This window comes from Rhizobium sp. RM (genome assembly GCF_013390595.1).
Classification (GTDB): Bacteria; Pseudomonadota; Alphaproteobacteria; order Rhizobiales; family Rhizobiaceae; genus Agrobacterium.
Map to the genome: position 1 here is coordinate 551,033 of NZ_JACAWV010000008.1, position 15,879 is coordinate 566,911.

The following is a 15,879-nucleotide window of genomic DNA, read 5'->3' on the forward strand; positions in this document are numbered from 1 at the left end:
AAAAAAGCCGGGGCGTGTGCTCCGGCTTTTTTATTCGTGAGAGGTTCTACCAGCCAGGCAACATATGCCCCGCCCTCAGACGGGGTAGCTTCGGGTAGGTCTTGACGTCGCTGTCCATTTCGTCGGCCACGCTTGCGGGTGAAATATTGTCGAGGCAGGCGGTGATGTGGTCGGTAATGGCATTGACGAGCGACGGCGACAGACCGGGGCGCTTCATCAGGCCAATCTGCACTGGAGGCAAAGGCGGGAAGCCATCTGCGGAGGTCAGTACCTTCATGCCGGTGCGTAGAGCCGATTCCGGCAGGACGGAAACCGCCATGCCTGCAAGAACGGCGGCTGCAACGACCGTGGACGACCAGCTTGTGAAGAGGATTTGATAGTCGCGGCCATCGGCGTCAAGCGCGGAGCAGGCGAGCTGCCTCCAATGACAATCGCGGCGACCAACAGCAAGTGGCACCGGTGCGTCGTCCTTGAGCGGATGGTTGGCGGAGGCGACCCAACAGAGAGGCTCCGTGCGCACGACATCGGAAGAGCGGGCGCGGGGATTATGAGTGACCAGTGCGATATCCAGTTCGCCGCGCGCCATTTTCTCGCCGAGACTGACGGAAGGCTCACAGACGATGTAAAGTTCGACATTCGGATGGGTTTTTGCAAAACGGCCGATGATTTCGGGCATATAACGATCGGCATAGTCGTCCGGTGTGCCGATCCGAAGCGTACCTTCCAGTCGATTGTCATCGAAGGCTGCAATCGCCTCGTTGTTCAGACGGATGATGCGACGGGCATAATTCATCAGCTTCTCGCCTTCCGCCGTCAGGCGGTTACCACGCCCGTCCTTGGCGAAAAGCTGTTTGCCGATCCGCTCCTCAAGTCGTCGCATCTGCATGGAAACGGCCGATTGCGTCTTGAAAACGCGATCCGCTGCTTTCGTGAAACTTCCGGTATCGACGATGGCGATGAAAGTGTGAAGCTGATCTATGTCGAGGGGTGCGGACATGGATATTGATCCATAAGAGCTATTGATACCTTACATTAGAAACATTCGTTGGACTGATCAATAGTCTTGCGACATTTTGACGCCAGCAAATCAACTCAACCCCGAGGCAAGCATTCAGCTTCGCCTCTCAGCAAAGGCAGCTTTCCGCGCGTGGTGCGCCGGAGGCGGTGCCGCATCGTGCCGTTACGAAAGGATAAGTGTTATGCGCACGGCAGAACGGAGAATGGAACTGGAACTCGCAACCACCAGGCAGAGCGAAACGTGGGTTCGCGTCGCCGTGCGTGCGGCCTCGTCTGTGAAAACGTTTCTGCGGCGTATTGGCAATCGTATCGCGGCCAATGAATTGACGGAACTCGATGATCGTCTGCTCGCCGATGTCGGAATTGCCCGGTCGGATGTCATGAGGGCACTCGATAGCGGCCTGCTCGAGGACCCGACCGAACATCTGACCCGCGCGGCGAGATTACGCGCTTTATCGAGGTTCGAGATCCGTCGTCCGGACTAAGGCGTCAGATCGAAGAGCGTACGCGCCTTCGCTTGACCGATGTTCACACTGATCTGGGTTGCGGCAAACGACGTTGTGCCCCCGCCCAGTATGATTTTCCCCGCAGGGTGATTTGCCAATAGCCCTGCCTTTGCCCGGTGTACGGCCAGCCCGGCCGCACCGGGCTTTTTTGTTTTCAGTCGGCGCGGCCTAACACCGCGCCGCCCTCATCAATACTGGTACTCGTCGAAAATCGGCAGGACTGAACCGTTCCAGCGGCCGTTGTAGAGCGACAGCAGGTCTTCAGCGAGCGTGGTTTTCTTGGCAAGAACCTCGTCGAGCGATGACAGGAAAACGCTTTCGTCCTGTCCGTCACCGTTCAGACGATTGCGATTTTTCAGGCCGCGGCGAGAAATATCGACGACCTCGCGGGCAACGTCGAGGAGCGATTTTCCAGCGATCCCGGCATTCAGACCTTCGACCGGTACGGCATCGCGCAGTGCGAGAACATCGTCGTAAGACCAGTCCGCTGTCAGAGCGTCTGCTGCCGAAAGAGCCTCGCGATCATAAAGAAGGCCAACCCAGAAAGCGGGCAGGGCGCAAATGCGGCGCCATGGCCCGCCATCGGCACCACGCATCTCCAGGAAACGCTTCAAACGTACGTCCGGGAAGAGCGTCGACAGATGGTTGGTCCAGTCACCCATGGTTGGTTGCCATTCGGCAACCTCGCCCTTCAATGCGCCGTTCATGAACTGGCGGAAGGTCACATGCGTGCAATCGTGATATTTGCCGTCGCGCACGATGAAGTACATCGGCACATCCAGCGCCCACTCCACGTAATCCTTGAAACCAAAGTCCGGCTTGAAGGTGAAGGGTAGAACGCCGGAACGCTGGTTGTCGGTGTCGCGCCAGATATCGCCGCGCCAGGAGAGCAGACCATTCGGTTTGCCTTCTGTAAACGGTGAGGAAGCAAACAGTGCGGTTGCCAAAGATTGCAGCTTCATCGAAACCCGCATCTTCTGGCGCATGTCCTCTTCCGAGGAGAAGTCGAGGTTCACCTGAATGGTGCAGGTGCGGTACATCATGTCGAGACCCTTGGTCCCGACTTTCGGCATATAGCGCGTCATGATCGCGTAGCGCGATTTCGGCATGCGTGGTGTGTCTTCAAAGCTCCACAGAGGGCTGCCGCCAACGCCAAGGAAACGGATACCCATGGGTTCGGCGACCTCGCGCAGGGTCGCCAGATGCTGGTTCGATTCCTTGCAGGTCTGATGCAGGTTCTCAAGCGGTGCGCCCGAAAGTTCGAACTGACCACCGGGCTCGATGGAGATCGCGCCCATGCCATGCTGTTCGCCAAGGCCGATGATGTTTTCACCGTCCATGATCGGTTCCCAGCCGAGCTTCTCCTGCATGCCCTTCAAGAGGGCCGAAATGCTGGCATCGCCGAAATAGGGAACCGGCGTATTGTCCTTTCGGAAGAACGCGAACTTTTCATGTTCGGTGCCAATGCGGAAGTCCGCTTCAGGTCTGCAGCCACCGGCCAGATAGTCAGTAAGCTCCTTGACGGAGGAGAGGGGTGTCTGGTCGGTCGTATCGCGTGCCATGGCTTACCTTGTTATGCGGTCTCTGTTGCGGCGAGGCATATGATTGGCAGATAGGGCCGGATACTACGCCGAGGCAAATGAATTTCTTTTAAAGATGGATGAAGCGCAAAATTCGCGCCCCGATGTCGGTTACTTCCAGTCGCCGATTGCCGCCTGGATAACGGCAAGAGCGGCGACTGCGGCCGTATCGGCCCTGAGGATTCGGGGCCCAAGCGGAATGGGCGTAATGAAACTCCTGGCGCGCAAAAGCTCTCGTTCCTCTTCCGAAAAACCGCCTTCCGGGCCAACCAGTAGTGCAAGCTTCTTCTCGGTGATGCCGCGAAGAATGGGAAGAGGGTTTTGACCGGCGTCGCCCTCATCGCAATAGATAATCCGCCGATCCTGACGCCATGTATCGAGCAAATCCTTGAGCTTCACGGGCTCAGCCACTTCGGCGATGGAGAGGATGCCGCATTGCTCGGCCGCCTCGATGGCGTTGGCACGGAGTTTTTCGGTGTTGTGGATTTTGCCCTGAACATGCTGCGTCATGACGGGCTGTAGCTGTCCCGCGCCCATTTCCACCGCTTTCTGCACGAGGTAGTCCATCCGTCCGACTTTCAGCGGCGCGAACAGATAGTGCAGATCGGAAGGAGAGGGTTGCGGCCTTGTTTGCTCAGATGGTGTCAGAATGATTTTCTTGCGGCTGGGGAAAGAAACGGTGGCCTTCCATTCGCCATCGCGCCCGTTGAACAGCAGGATTTCGGAACCATCGCTCATTCGCAGCACATTGGCGAGGTAGTTGAACTGTTCAGCATTCGCCTCGCACACCGCTTCAGCGTGTAACGGGACGTCGATAAACAGGCGTTGCATCCGGAAATTTGCGCGCATGAGGGGTCTTCGGTTCTCTCAAATAAACAGGGTATACATAATCCAATACAGCAGGGCTGCAAGCAATGCGCTGGACGGAACCGTAATCAGCCAGGCCGCAATGATCGTCATGAAGTGCGAGCGCCTGACCAGATAACGGCGACGCACCTCTGACGGATTATCCTGAAATTTGTTGAATTTTCCGCCTGTGGCGATCGCGGAGTGAATGACTTCCTGTCGTCGCCTTGACGTGCGCGTGTACCATTCGCGGAAAAACCCGACGCCGAAAACAGCACCAATTGCCGTGTGCGTGGTGCTGACCGGGAGGCCGAAACGGGACGCTACAAGCACTGTCAGGGCCGTTGCCACAGAAACGCAGAATGCCCGCATGGGATTAAGCTTGGTAATCTGCTCGCCAACGAGGCGGATGAGGCGCGGACCGTAGAGAAGGATACCGCACGAAAGCCCGAATGCGCCGATCAGCATCACCCACAACGGCGCTCGCGCCGAGGTGCTGACGGCCTCGTCATGCACAGCGCGTACGATTGCCACCACCGGGCCGATGGAGTTGGAAATGTCGTTGGCACCATGGGCGAAGGACATCAACCCAGCGGCCAGAATGAGTGGCCACTGGAAAAGCGTCCTCAACGACTGGTTACGATTTTCCAGCCCTTCCGACTGCTTGCGAATGACGGGAACGCATATGCGCCAGGCAACGACGCCGGCGATTAGTCCCAGCCCACTCGCAGAGCCAAGCGATATATGGAAAATCTGCCGCAGACCGACCCATATCAGGTAGGCCGTAAAAACGCCTGTCATCATGCCGATCAGAACGGGAACCCAACGCCGTGCAGCGTCAATCTTTTCCTCGCGATAGATGATGAATTCCTTGATGAATGCGAGGATGGCGATGGCAATGGCGGCTGAGATGAACGGCGCAAACATCCATGCAAAGGCGATGCGGCTTAATGAAAGCCAATCGACTGCACTGACGCCATAAGCCGCCACGCCGGCTCCGGCGACACCGCCGACGACCGTGTGCGTGGTGGAGATCGGCGCCTTTGTCCAAGTCGAGACGTTGACGAGAAGGCCTGCTGCGAGAAGGGCCGACAGCATTGCCCAGGAGAAAGCCGTCCGGTCTGGAATGGTGTCGATGTTGATGATGCCACTGGAAATTGTCTCCACGACATTGCCGCCAGTGATCAGCGCGCCGGCAATTTCGCAAATGGCGGCGATAACGAGGGCAATTCCAAGAGGCATCGCCTTGGCGCCAACGGCAGGACCGACATTGTTCGTCACGTCGTTCGCGCCGATGTTGATCGCCATATAGGCGCCAACCATCACGCCGGCGATGATGATAAAGGCGTTGGGATCACCGGTGACGAAGGTGCTGGCGAAAAACGCCGCCAGGACAACAAACATGAAGCCCGCACCAACGCCGGCCATTTGCCGGGTCACGTGCAGGGTCGCCTCTTCGACGCGAGTGATCTTGTCGAGATCCTTGTCGAGAGTCGGTTTCATGTTCGATGGCGGTTTTGTTGCCATTCAGACCTCGGTTGCCAGAATTCCTTTTCGTCCGGCAGTTTTGCGGGCTGAAGGTAAGATACAGGAGGATTGTTCCATCTCTTAGGGCCTTGGGAAAAGAAAGGCCAGAGAGACAGCTTCGTGAAGGTTGGCAGTTTTCAGGTGATGAGGCTATTTCGATTGCGTCATCTGTTGGCCGAAAGTCTGCATCAATGCTTTCAGCTCCGGCTCGTTGACGCGCAACGCAGCTTCCTCAGGCGTGACCCACTCCAGGGTGCGACTGCCTTTCTCACGGAAATCGTCTGCAAGTTCGGCCACTTCGAGCAGATGCACCTGAACGCGGCACTGCACGTTCACGCCGCTATTGAGCTTTTTCCGATACTCATAGAACCCGAATGGCGACTTTTTGGCCTTGCCGCGAACGCCAGCTTCTTCGAAGGCTTCCTGTTCGGCGACAGCGTGCGCTTTTTTTCCACCCATGGGCCAACCCTTGGGAATGACCCAGCGTCCGGTATCACGGCTTGTCAGCAGGAGAACGTCCGGTGTGGCGCGCTTGTCAGAGAAACGATAGCAAAGCGCAGCATATTGCTGCCGCGGTGGTCTGCGGAGCATCAAGCTGACTTCTGTTGCCAATCGATCCAATATGTTCAACCCTTGAGAACCTCTCTCTATTAACGTGCGTAAATACTAATATAAGGTGTTTGCGGCCAGGTCCAATGGTGTCCCTGATCGCAATACACGCCTGATTCGATATTGTCTTATTGCTTTTAGGCACCGTCAATATAGACGGGCTTTATACATGCGCTGAAATTAGCGCTGCCTAGCGATTGTGCAAACCCCAGTGTTGCAGTCCGTCGATCACACCATCAGCTTCGGCTTTTCCGGAGAGAAAGACGCTGTCCATCGTCGGTGCGAGTGCACGCAGTTCCGGAAGGGCATTGTCGACCACAATGCCTCGCACACCGCTCAATTCGAACATGGCGCGGTCATTGCCGGTATCGCCGGCGACAGCCGTTTCGCTCAGGTCGATGCCGAGCCGATGGCAGAGCCAGCTTATGGCGGCGCCCTTGTCTGCTGCTCTCGGCAGGATATCGAGGTCGCGACTGCTGGAATAGACGACCCGGGCGTCAACGCCTGCTCGTGCCAGTGCGGTTTCGACGTCACGAAGTGCCTGTTCATCTGCATCGTGTAAAAACCAGCTCGATTTCAGGCCGTGCTGGTACCGGTCGGGCTGCATGGTCACGCCGGATATCCGGGTCATGACGCTTTCTATCGCGTTCGCATCGAAGCCGCTGCCAAGCGATTTGGTATAAGCCGTCTCCAGATCCGCTTGGTCGCGGGTGTGTAACATGGTGCCCACCCCGCCAAGGATGTAGTCGGGGCGGGGCAACGGCACGTCTTCAATCAAGGCCAGTTGATCATCGATCAACCTGCCGCTGTTGAAAACCAGGAGCGGTCGCGTTTCGTCCGGCAGCGAATACCAGAAATCGCGGAAACGCCGTGTCGCGTCATTGTTGCCAACGACGGTTCCGTCGAGATCGGTGGAAAAAAGGCGCAGCGGTCTCAATCGCCGTCGTTCCATGGTTCGGCCCAGTCGGATTCTTCCAGCACGGGCATCATTGTCCTGCCTTCGACCAGTGCCAGCAACTGCTGGGCAATACCAGTCCAGGTGAACAGACTGCGAGCCTTGTGCGCGCCCATACGGGAAAGCCTGCCATAAAGCCGCTCATGCTTGAATGGCTTCATCATGGTAATGCCGAGATCTTCCTTGTCGAAAGGATCGGCAAACAGTGCGTGACGACCATAGCTGATGGCGCGGAAAAGGCCGCCATGGATGGTCACGACAGTTGGTGTGCCGCTGGCCATGGCTTCGATCGCCGTCATGCCGAACGGTTCGTAGCGGCTCGAGAGCACGAACAAATCCGCTGCGCGGTACATGTCCGGCAGGTCTTCGTCCGATACGTAACCGGAGAAGGCGACCCTGTCTTCAAGCCCAAGCGATTTCACGCGCTCCTTAAGCTGATTGAGGATCGTCGTTTCCTGCTCGTCCATATTCTCGCCGCCGACGGCGAGATGAAGGCGGGCCTCGGGCTCGCGTTGCGCCAGAACCGAAAAGCCGTCGATCAGCAGATCGTAACCTTTGTTGGTGGCAAGGCGTCCAAGTGCCAGAACGGTTTTACCTTCAAAGCCGAAACGCTGACGGATCATCTGGCGAGAGGCGTCCGACACCGGGAAGAAGCGGTTGTCGTCGTAGCCTGGCGGAATCATATGTATATGTTTGCGCTTGAGGCCGTAATCCTCGATCAGAACATCCAATTGAACCGGCGTCGTCGCAATCACCATGTCGCAGCTACGATAGATGATGAGTTCGTGCTGGATGCGCTCCTTGAAATTGAACTCCAGTTCGAACGTGTCGGCCTTTTCAGGATAGTCCGTCTCCATCTGGCGTTTTTTCCAGATGCCGATCGAATGCGGCGTATGCAGATGCGGGATTTTCAGGGCTTCAGACAGGCGCTGACCGGCAACGCCGGCGTCCCAGTAATGGCTGTTGATGAACGAGTAGGTCAGATCATTTTTTTTGATGAAGCGCAGTGCGTTCTCGCACCATTCCATCAGATGTCGGTGCAGATATTCTTTCGGGATGAAATCGCGCCCCCCGCAGGGAATGCGTACAACGCGAACACGATCATCCACCTCGTCAAATTCCGGCTGGTCCTCGAAGCGGCGGGTGAAAAGGTCGACCTTGTAGCCGAGTTGTCCAAGCTTGCGCGCGAGTTCGAGGACATAAACAACCTGTCCTCCGGTATCGGCAGCTCCCAGAGGCGGGTGCGCGGCGACATAGCCATGCGTCGATATGAGAGCTATCCGCGGATAGCGTTCAGTTTCGCTCGTGGTCGTCATGGGTCCCATCTTGGTAAATTTTTTCAATCAACCAGATAAAAATGCCCCTTGATCGGAAAGGTTCCAAATAAAAATGAATAAAAAATTTGCTGACAGCGCGGTTGCGCGTTTTTTAAGCGTTGCGGTGTATCTGCCTCAAACGTGAGATCCGGTCCCATTCTTTCGCCTGATGCGCCTTGGCCGTTGTTTCGACAATGAAATCGATGTGTGCTTCCGCTGCGGCGCGGGCCGCCGCCGCGTCGCTTCTGGAGATTGCCTCCTGAATGGCGATGTGCTGCTGCAACACGGTATCATGCGCACCGGGGAGCGAGAAAATGAGATGGCGGTTATAGAAGATGTCGTCGCTCAGCAGACGGTAACAGGAGCGGAGCGTGTGCATCAAAACGATGTTATGGGCGGCCTCGCCAATGGCGTTGTGAAACTCCACATCACTTGCCAGTTCATCTTCAAACCTGCCGGTCATATGCGCTTCCCGCATGGTTTCGATGATTGCGGCAAGATTGCTCTTGTCCGGCTCGGTCGCGCGCTGCGCAGCGAGTTCGGCAGCCATGCCTTCGATGTACCGACGATATTCAAGGAAATCACGCGTTGCGCGACTGTGGCGCGTGATCAGCGCGCTCAACGGATCGGAAAAGACTTCGCCGACGATATCGGCAACAAAGGTGCCGCCGCCGTGCCTGCTGACAAGCAGGCCGCGCGTTTCGAGTTCCTTCAGTGCTTCTCGTAAAATCGGCCGCGAAACGTCAAGTCGTTCGGCAAGGTCTCGCTCGCCGGGCAATCGATCGCCGTCACGCAAAACTCCGTCGAGAATGAGTTCCTCAAAGCGCAGCACGACTTCCTCGGAGGTGCGTGTGTGCTGTATCTGCGCAAAAAGCGTCTCGTCCATCGCAGCATTCTCCAGCAGAAACCTGCCGGAAACTATCAGCGAAGCGCCGCACTGGTCAAATATTCTGTCCAGTTGGTGCGAGCTGCCTGCGTCAACTCGGCATCTGCCCTTTCAAACTGGCTTTTGTTAAAGCAGGCGTACGTCAGCGCAGTGCGATTTCTTTCCGGAAGTGCCTCAAAACAAAGACAGGTTGCTTCCGTGACGATTTTGCCGGCGTGTTGGATGATTTAAGCCGGACTTTGGATAAGGCAGGAGGCGGGATCGCAATGGCCAAGGGTAGATTTGCATTTGCGAGTGCGCCGGAACGGGCACTTGCGCTCGGCGAAGTCCATGCCAGACCGACGGTGCTTCTGGCGCCGTCGCGCATCATCATCCAGCTTGCCTTCATGATGGATGGCGGAGCCTCGGTGCATCACGCGGTCATTGCTCAAATGTCGCGCAGTCGTGGTATCGCGCCACCGGAACGGGATGCTCGCCACCACGCAATGCCTTGGGGACAGGGCACGTTGCGGTGGGAGCAGCACACGGAATTCTCAACCTGGTTCTGGGATGGTCCTGCACCTGATGCATTTGGTGGAGATGTCATCGGTGATCCATTCGGTGACGGTTTCTCGCCGCCTGGGACCCTGATATCGGGTGTACGTCTGGAAGTCCGGCCTGATGTCGGGGCGACGACGGATGCGGAAGCGGTTTTTGATCCGACGAGCCTCTGTCACAGTGATGTGCGCGGCGGCGAGGCCACCATCCTCACCGATTTCCGACAGGACCGCGATGGCCTGACGCAGATTCTGGTGATTGACCGCGGTTTGAGCAGCCATGGGCGCGGCGCTTTGGTGCAGAGGCTGCTAGACATCGAAACCTACCGTACGCTTGCCATGCTTGGCCTGCCAATGGCGCAAACTTTATCGCCGGAAATCCGCCGCATCGAAGATGGATTGACGGCGATTACCCAGCGCATGAAGAACGGCGCGCGGGACGAGGCAGACGCCTTGCTTGCAGAAATGACCCGGCTTGCCGCCGAGCTGGAGGCGAACGCTGCGCTCAGCCTTTATCGTTTCGGCGCCAGCCGCGCTTACGATGGCATCGTGCGGGAGCGCATCCGGGCACTGGCGGAGACGCCGGTACAAGGGCATGAAACCATGGGCAGTTTTCTGGAGCGACGCATGGCGCCCGCCATGCGCACCTGTCAGTCTGTTGAGGAGCGGCAGGCGAACCTGTCGCGCAAACTCTACCGCGCCACGGCACTTGTCAGAAGCTGGATCGATGTTGAACTGGAACGCCAGAACACGGTGCTTCTAAACACCATGAACAAGCGTGCTGCCATGCAACTGCGTCTGCAGCAGACGGTGGAGGGGCTTTCGGTTGCCGCCATCTCCTATTACGTCGTTGGTCTGGTCGGATATCTCACCAAGGCGATCAGCCATGATGTGCTGCCCGTCGATCCAGCAGTTTTGACGGGTCTTTCTGTTCCCGTAGCGGTTTTGGGTGTCTGGTGGGTGGTGCGGCGCATTCGTCGCTCTCATGCCGAGGGCGCACACTGAACCCTGGAGCATCGGATCGAAACTGTCCGATGCTCCAGCAATTGTGTCAGCCGCGCTCCCAATAGGGTGTCGGACCATAAAGCTCGGCTAGAAAGTCGATGAACAATCGCACCTTGGCAGGCAGGAACTGACGGCTGGGATAAACCGCAGACAGCGTCACGTTCTTTGAACCTTCGTAGCCAGGCAGCACCTGTACCAGCTTGCCGCTGCGCAATTCGTGGCCGATATCCCAGGTTGAACGGAGCGCAATGCCGAGGCCGGAGATCACGGTTTCGCGGATCACTTCGCTGGAATTGGTGGTCAGCATACCTTCAGGACGAATACTGAATGCTCCACCCGGCCCCTCCAGCCGCCAGACATCATTGTTGTGCGCAGGCAGGCAGCGGTGGCGCTTCAGATCTTCGATCGTCTCAGGCATCCCATGAACTGCAACATAATCCGCGGAAGCGCAGAGAACGCGCCGAACAGGTGCAAGCCGCCTCGCCACAAGGCTCGAAGAGTTCAGATCGGCAATGCGGATCGCCAGATCGTAGCCGCCTTCAATGATGTCGATGAACTCGTCGCTCAGAACCAGATTGATCGATAGCTCAGGGTGTCGCTCCATGAAGGTCTTCAGATGCGGTGCGATGTGCATGCGACCAAAGGACGTCGAGGCGGAAATTTTCAGGGTGCCGTTGACGGTATTGGCGCGGCCCGAGACGAAATCCTCAGCATCTTCCAGCCCTTCGAGAACCGCGCGCACGCGCTCGTAAAATCCCTGTCCCGCCTCAGTCAGAGATATCCGGCGTGTCGTTCGCTGGAAAAGTCGAGCGCCCAGCTTTTCTTCAAGCCGTTTGATGCGTTTGGAGATGACGGCTGGCGAGTAACCAAGCTCCTTGGCAGCATGCGACATGCTTCCGGACGCAGCGACGCTCGCAAAGACTTCCAGATCGCCGAGATTGGTCACAGTTGGGCTCCTATTCTTTCCAAAACGGAAAAAATCTATAGCATTTGCCTGGGTTCAATCAAAGTGGTAAAGAAAGAATACCACTTTGAGGATAGTGCAGCGGGAGGAACGATGACGCAGCCGATCCGGTTTCTGGAACCGCGCCCTGCGGTGCTTTCACGGCGTGAGCAGATTATTGCGGGCCTGGCCGACATCTTGCCTGCCGACTGTCTTGTGCACGAGGCGCGCGAACTCGTTCCTTTTGAAACGGACGCCTTTGTGTCCTATCGGCGTCTGCCACTTGCGGTAGCCCTTCCGAAAACCACCGAACAGGTATCCACGGTTTTGAAATATTGCCACGAAAATGGCGTGCCCGTCGTACCGCGTGGTGCCGGCACCTCGCTGTCTGGCGGTGCGATCCCGCAGGAAGACGCTGTCGTGATTGGCCTTTCGAAGATGTCTTCGATCCTCGAACTGGATTTTTACAATCGCACCGCGCGCGTACAGGCGGGTGTCACCAATCTCTCCATTTCCGATGCTGCCGGTGCCGAAGGGTTTTTCTATGCTCCGGACCCAAGCTCGCAACTGGCCTGCACCATTGGCGGCAATATCGGCATGAATTCGGGTGGTGCGCACTGTCTGAAATACGGCGTCACCACCAACAATCTGCTGGGTGTAAAGCTGGTGCTGGTGGATGGCACGGTGCTGGAACTGGGCGGCAAACATCTGGATGCCGCCGGTTATGATCTTCTTGCTCTCGTCTGTGGTTCTGAGGGGCAATTGGGCATCGTCACGGAAGCGACAGTTCGGTTGATCGCCAAGCCGGAAGGCGCTCGCCCCGTTCTCTTCGGTTTTGAAACCTCGGAAGAGGCCGGCTCCTGCGTGGCCGATATTATTGGATCGGGCATCATTCCGGTCGCGATCGAATTCATGGACAAGCCCGCCATCGAGATTTGCGAAGCTTTCGCCAAGGCCGGATACCCGCTCGATGTCGGTGCGTTGCTGATCGTCGAGGTGGAGGGTTCTGAGGCGGAAATGGATGCGATGCTCGCCGACATCGTTGCCATCGCCAGAAAACATGCGGTGAAAACCGTGCGCGAATGCCAGTCGGCCATGGAGGCGGCAGCAATCTGGAAGGGTCGGAAGTCGGCTTTCGGGGCGACCGGGCGTATTGCGGATTATATCTGTATGGATGGCACGGTGCCACTGTCGCAACTGTCCTATGTGCTCAAAAAAACAAGCGAAATCACCGACCGGCTTGGCCTGCACGTCGCCAATGTCTTCCATGCGGGTGACGGCAATATGCACCCGCTCATTCTCTTCAATGCCAATGATCCCGAGGATGCGGCAAGAGCGGAAGAGGCGGGCAACGAAATACTGAAACTTTGCGTCGATGCTGGCGGATGTCTCACCGGCGAACATGGTGTCGGGATCGAAAAACGCGATCTGATGCGCCACCAGTACAGCGATGCCGATCTTGCACAACAAATGGCAGTTCGCGCTGCCTTCGATGAGGCCTGGATCATGAACCCTTCCAAGGTATTTCCACTGGAAGGACGGAAGAGCGTATGACGGATATGTTCACACCGGTGACGGAGGACGAGGCGGCCGACATCGTCCGCGAGTGCGCCACCAGCAAAACGCCTTTGCAAGTTTCGGGCGGCAACACACGCGCGGGTTTTGGAAACTCTGTCGCGGCGGACGCCACCCTCTCATCGCTCGGCCTTTCAGGCATCGTCAGCTATACGGCGGCGGAAATGGTCATGACCGTCAGGGCTGGAACAGCTGTGTCCGTTATCCAGACGGCTCTTGCCGAAAACCGCCAGATGATGGCTTTCGAGCCGATGGATCACCGTGGCATCATGGGCACGACGGGAGAGCCGACCATTGGTGGCATTTTCGCCGCCAACGTCTCCGGTCCGCGTCGTTATGTTGCGGGTGCAGCGCGCGATAGTCTGCTTGGCACACGTTTCATCAACGGTGCGGGAGAGATCATCAAGGCCGGTGGCCGGGTCATGAAGAACGTCACCGGACTTGATCTTTCGAGGCTTCTTGCCGGATCTTACGGCACACTGGGTCTTTTGACGGAAGTGACCTTCCGCGTTTTGCCGAAGCCTCCCGTCGAAAGAACGGTTGTGATTTCAGGTCTGGATGACGAGGCTGCCACAACGGTCATGGCCGGCGCGATGGCGCTGAGTGTCGAAGTCTCTGGAGCGGCGCATCTTCCCGAAAGCGTTCGCTCCCGTTTCCTGGGCGGCGCCTTGCCGGAAGGACCGGCAACGATCCTTCGCCTTGAAGGACTTGGCCCGTCTGTTGAGGCACGGGCACAGAAGCTTCTTTCTGTCATGGACAGGGTGGGGCCGTGGGTGGTGCTGGAAGATGAGGAAAGCAATCTGCTGTGGCAGCACGTCCGGGATGTGGCCCCGTATCATGGGCAGGCGGCGAAACCGCTCTGGCGCGTTTCGGTCGCTCCAGGTGCAGGTCACAGGCTGGTTGCTGCACTGCGGATGGAAGCCGGTATCGATGCCTTTTACGATTGGCAGGGCGGGCTTGTCTGGATGCAGATGGAGGCAGATCCGGAAGCCGATCTGTTACGTGGCGCAATCAGGGCTTTTGGCGGCGGCCATGCCACCTTGCTGAGGGCTGATGATATCATGCGTTCGACCATCGACGCCTTCGAACCGCGTTCTGCCGCTGAAGCACTACTTTCGGCACGCATCAAGGAAAAACTCGATCCGGCGGGCATCTTCAATCCCGGCAAGATGACAAGGGCGGCTTGAACCATGCAGACATCATTTACGCCCGAGCAGCTTGCCGACCCGCATGTGGCCGAATCCGAAAAAATCCTGCGCAAATGTGTGCATTGCGGGTTCTGTACGGCGACCTGTCCGACCTATGTCACCCTTGGAAATGAGTTGGATAGTCCGCGTGGGCGTATTTATCTCATCAAGGACATGCTGGAAAACAGCCGGCCTGCGGACAAGGAGGTGGTGACGCATATCGATCGCTGTCTGTCCTGTCTGGCCTGTACCACAACCTGTCCTTCGGGCGTGGACTACATGCACCTTGTCGACCATGCCCGCGCCCACATTGAAAAGACCTACAAACGACCTCTGGCCGATCGGCTGCTCCGCAGCCTGCTGGCTTTTGTCCTGCCTTACCCCGCACGGTTCCGGGCTGCCTTGCGTCTTGCCAATATGGCGCGACCCTTCGGGGCCTTGTTTGCAAAAACGCCTGCATTCAAACCGCTGGTATCGATGCTCGCGCTCGCACCGACGAAGGTGCCCCCGGTTTCTGCCTCCGTCAAACCGGGCACACGCGGCGCCGAAGGGACAAAGCGGGCGCGTGTCGCGATCCTAAGTGGTTGCGCACAGCCTGTGCTCGACCCCGCCATCAACGAGGCGACGATGCGCCTTTTGACGAGGTTCGGTGTGGAGGTCGTCGTTCCCAGGGGCGAAGGCTGTTGTGGTTCTCTGGTTCATCACATGGGGCGAGAAGAGCAGGCGCTCGCCGCCGCACGGCGCAATGTCGATGTGTGGACGCGAGAGATCGAGCAGGATGGCCTCGACGCCATCATCATCACGGCTTCCGGCTGTGGCACGACGATCAAGGATTACGGCCACATGCTGCGGCTTGATCCTGTCTATGCGGAAAAGGCGGCCCGCGTTTCATCGCTGGCCAAGGATATTACAGAATATCTGGCGACGCTCGAATTGCCTCAGCGTGACAGAAACGGACTGACAGTCGCCTACCATTCCGCCTGTTCCATGCAGCATGGCCAGAAGATCACCATGGCGCCGAAGCTCTTGCTGAAAGCCGCGGGCTTCACCGTTCGAGATCCGGCAGAAGGGCATCTCTGTTGCGGATCGGCCGGAACCTACAATATCATGCAGCCGGAAATCTCGGCCCAGTTGAAGGCGCGCAAGGTAAAGAATATCGAAGCAACGAAAGCCGATGTGATTGCCACCGGCAATATTGGCTGCATCACCCAGATCGCAACCGGAACCGACATGCCAATCCTGCACACGGCGCAATTGCTTGACTGGGCCTATGGCGGCCCCAGACCCGCAGAGCTTCCTGTCTAGACAGTGCAGACGGCTTTGCACGAAACGAAAAACGGGTGGCCAAAGACCACCCGTTTCAAGGCCGTTCCATCATCCCCCTGAGAGAG

14 protein-coding genes are annotated in these 15,879 nt (G+C 57.6%); 5 read left to right on the top strand and 9 right to left on the bottom strand.

Annotated features, from left to right (window positions below; genetic code table 11):
* Positions 1-46: 46 nt before the first annotated feature.
* Positions 47-997, bottom strand: coding sequence for a LysR substrate-binding domain-containing protein (locus HWX89_RS11630; RefSeq protein WP_138794625.1), 951 nt, complete (start codon positions 995-997; stop codon positions 47-49).
* A 202-nt stretch (positions 998-1,199) separates the two neighbouring features.
* Between HWX89_RS11630 and HWX89_RS11635 the strand changes: the two genes are divergently transcribed.
* A complete protein-coding gene (locus tag HWX89_RS11635; RefSeq protein ID WP_138794626.1) occupies positions 1,200-1,502 on the top strand; it encodes a YjiS-like domain-containing protein in 303 nt (100 codons plus the stop codon).
* Positions 1,503-1,711: 209 nt separating this feature from the next.
* Here the strand turns inward: HWX89_RS11635 and HWX89_RS11640 are convergent, their stop codons facing one another.
* From HWX89_RS11640 to HWX89_RS11670, 7 genes are all read right to left on the bottom strand, one after another.
* Positions 1,712-3,085 (bottom strand): glutamate--cysteine ligase, encoded by a 1,374-nt coding sequence (locus tag HWX89_RS11640; RefSeq protein ID WP_138794627.1) that lies wholly within the window; start codon positions 3,083-3,085, stop codon positions 1,712-1,714.
* Between the two features lie 129 nt (positions 3,086-3,214).
* A complete protein-coding gene (locus HWX89_RS11645) occupies positions 3,215-3,952 on the bottom strand; it encodes a 16S rRNA (uracil(1498)-N(3))-methyltransferase (RefSeq protein WP_138794628.1) in 738 nt (245 codons plus the stop codon).
* Positions 3,953-3,970: 18 nt separating this feature from the next.
* Positions 3,971-5,476 (bottom strand): inorganic phosphate transporter, encoded by a 1,506-nt coding sequence (locus HWX89_RS11650; RefSeq protein ID WP_138794629.1) that lies wholly within the window; start codon positions 5,474-5,476, stop codon positions 3,971-3,973.
* 150 nt (positions 5,477-5,626) lie between these two features.
* Entirely contained in the window at positions 5,627-6,067 is a 441-nt protein-coding gene (locus HWX89_RS11655) for an NUDIX hydrolase (RefSeq protein WP_138794630.1), read from the bottom strand.
* Between the two features lie 208 nt (positions 6,068-6,275).
* The gene (locus tag HWX89_RS11660) at positions 6,276-7,022 is read right to left on the bottom strand and encodes an HAD-IIB family hydrolase (RefSeq protein WP_138794631.1); all 747 of its coding nucleotides are present in this window, start codon (positions 7,020-7,022) and stop codon (positions 6,276-6,278) included.
* Positions 7,019-8,365: a glycosyltransferase family 4 protein gene (locus HWX89_RS11665; protein WP_178340715.1), complete on the bottom strand. Its 1,347-nt coding sequence runs from the start codon at positions 8,363-8,365 to the stop codon at positions 7,019-7,021. The genes HWX89_RS11660 and HWX89_RS11665 overlap by 4 nt, the downstream gene beginning before the upstream one ends.
* A gap of 103 nt (positions 8,366-8,468) precedes the next feature.
* Entirely contained in the window at positions 8,469-9,242 is a 774-nt protein-coding gene (locus HWX89_RS11670) for a FadR/GntR family transcriptional regulator (protein WP_138794633.1), read from the bottom strand.
* A 266-nt stretch (positions 9,243-9,508) separates the two neighbouring features.
* Here HWX89_RS11670 and HWX89_RS11675 point away from each other — a divergent pair, with 266 nt between their 5' ends.
* Complete coding sequence (locus HWX89_RS11675) at positions 9,509-10,783, top strand: DUF3422 family protein (RefSeq protein ID WP_138794634.1); 1,275 nt, start codon at positions 9,509-9,511, stop codon at positions 10,781-10,783.
* 46 nt (positions 10,784-10,829) lie between these two features.
* Here HWX89_RS11675 and HWX89_RS11680 read toward each other — a convergent pair whose 3' ends face one another.
* Positions 10,830-11,729 (bottom strand): LysR family transcriptional regulator, encoded by a 900-nt coding sequence (locus HWX89_RS11680; protein WP_138794635.1) that lies wholly within the window; start codon positions 11,727-11,729, stop codon positions 10,830-10,832.
* Between the two features lie 111 nt (positions 11,730-11,840).
* Between HWX89_RS11680 and HWX89_RS11685 the strand changes: the two genes are divergently transcribed.
* Genes HWX89_RS11685 through glcF form a run of 3 tightly spaced genes read left to right on the top strand, consistent with a single transcriptional unit; the run spans position 11,841 to position 15,793 of the window.
* Positions 11,841-13,280, top strand: a complete 1,440-nt coding sequence (locus HWX89_RS11685; protein ID WP_138794636.1) for an FAD-linked oxidase C-terminal domain-containing protein — start codon at positions 11,841-11,843, stop codon at positions 13,278-13,280.
* Positions 13,281-13,285: 5 nt separating this feature from the next.
* Positions 13,286-14,488 carry a glycolate oxidase subunit GlcE gene (gene glcE, locus HWX89_RS11690; RefSeq protein ID WP_138794954.1) on the top strand — a complete coding sequence of 401 codons (1,203 nt, stop codon included), beginning with the start codon at positions 13,286-13,288 and terminating at the stop codon, positions 14,486-14,488.
* Positions 14,489-14,491: 3 nt separating this feature from the next.
* On the top strand, positions 14,492-15,793 hold the full coding sequence (gene glcF / locus HWX89_RS11695; protein ID WP_138794637.1) for a glycolate oxidase subunit GlcF: 1,302 nt from the start codon (positions 14,492-14,494) through the stop codon (positions 15,791-15,793).
* Positions 15,794-15,879: the final 86 nt, after the last annotated feature.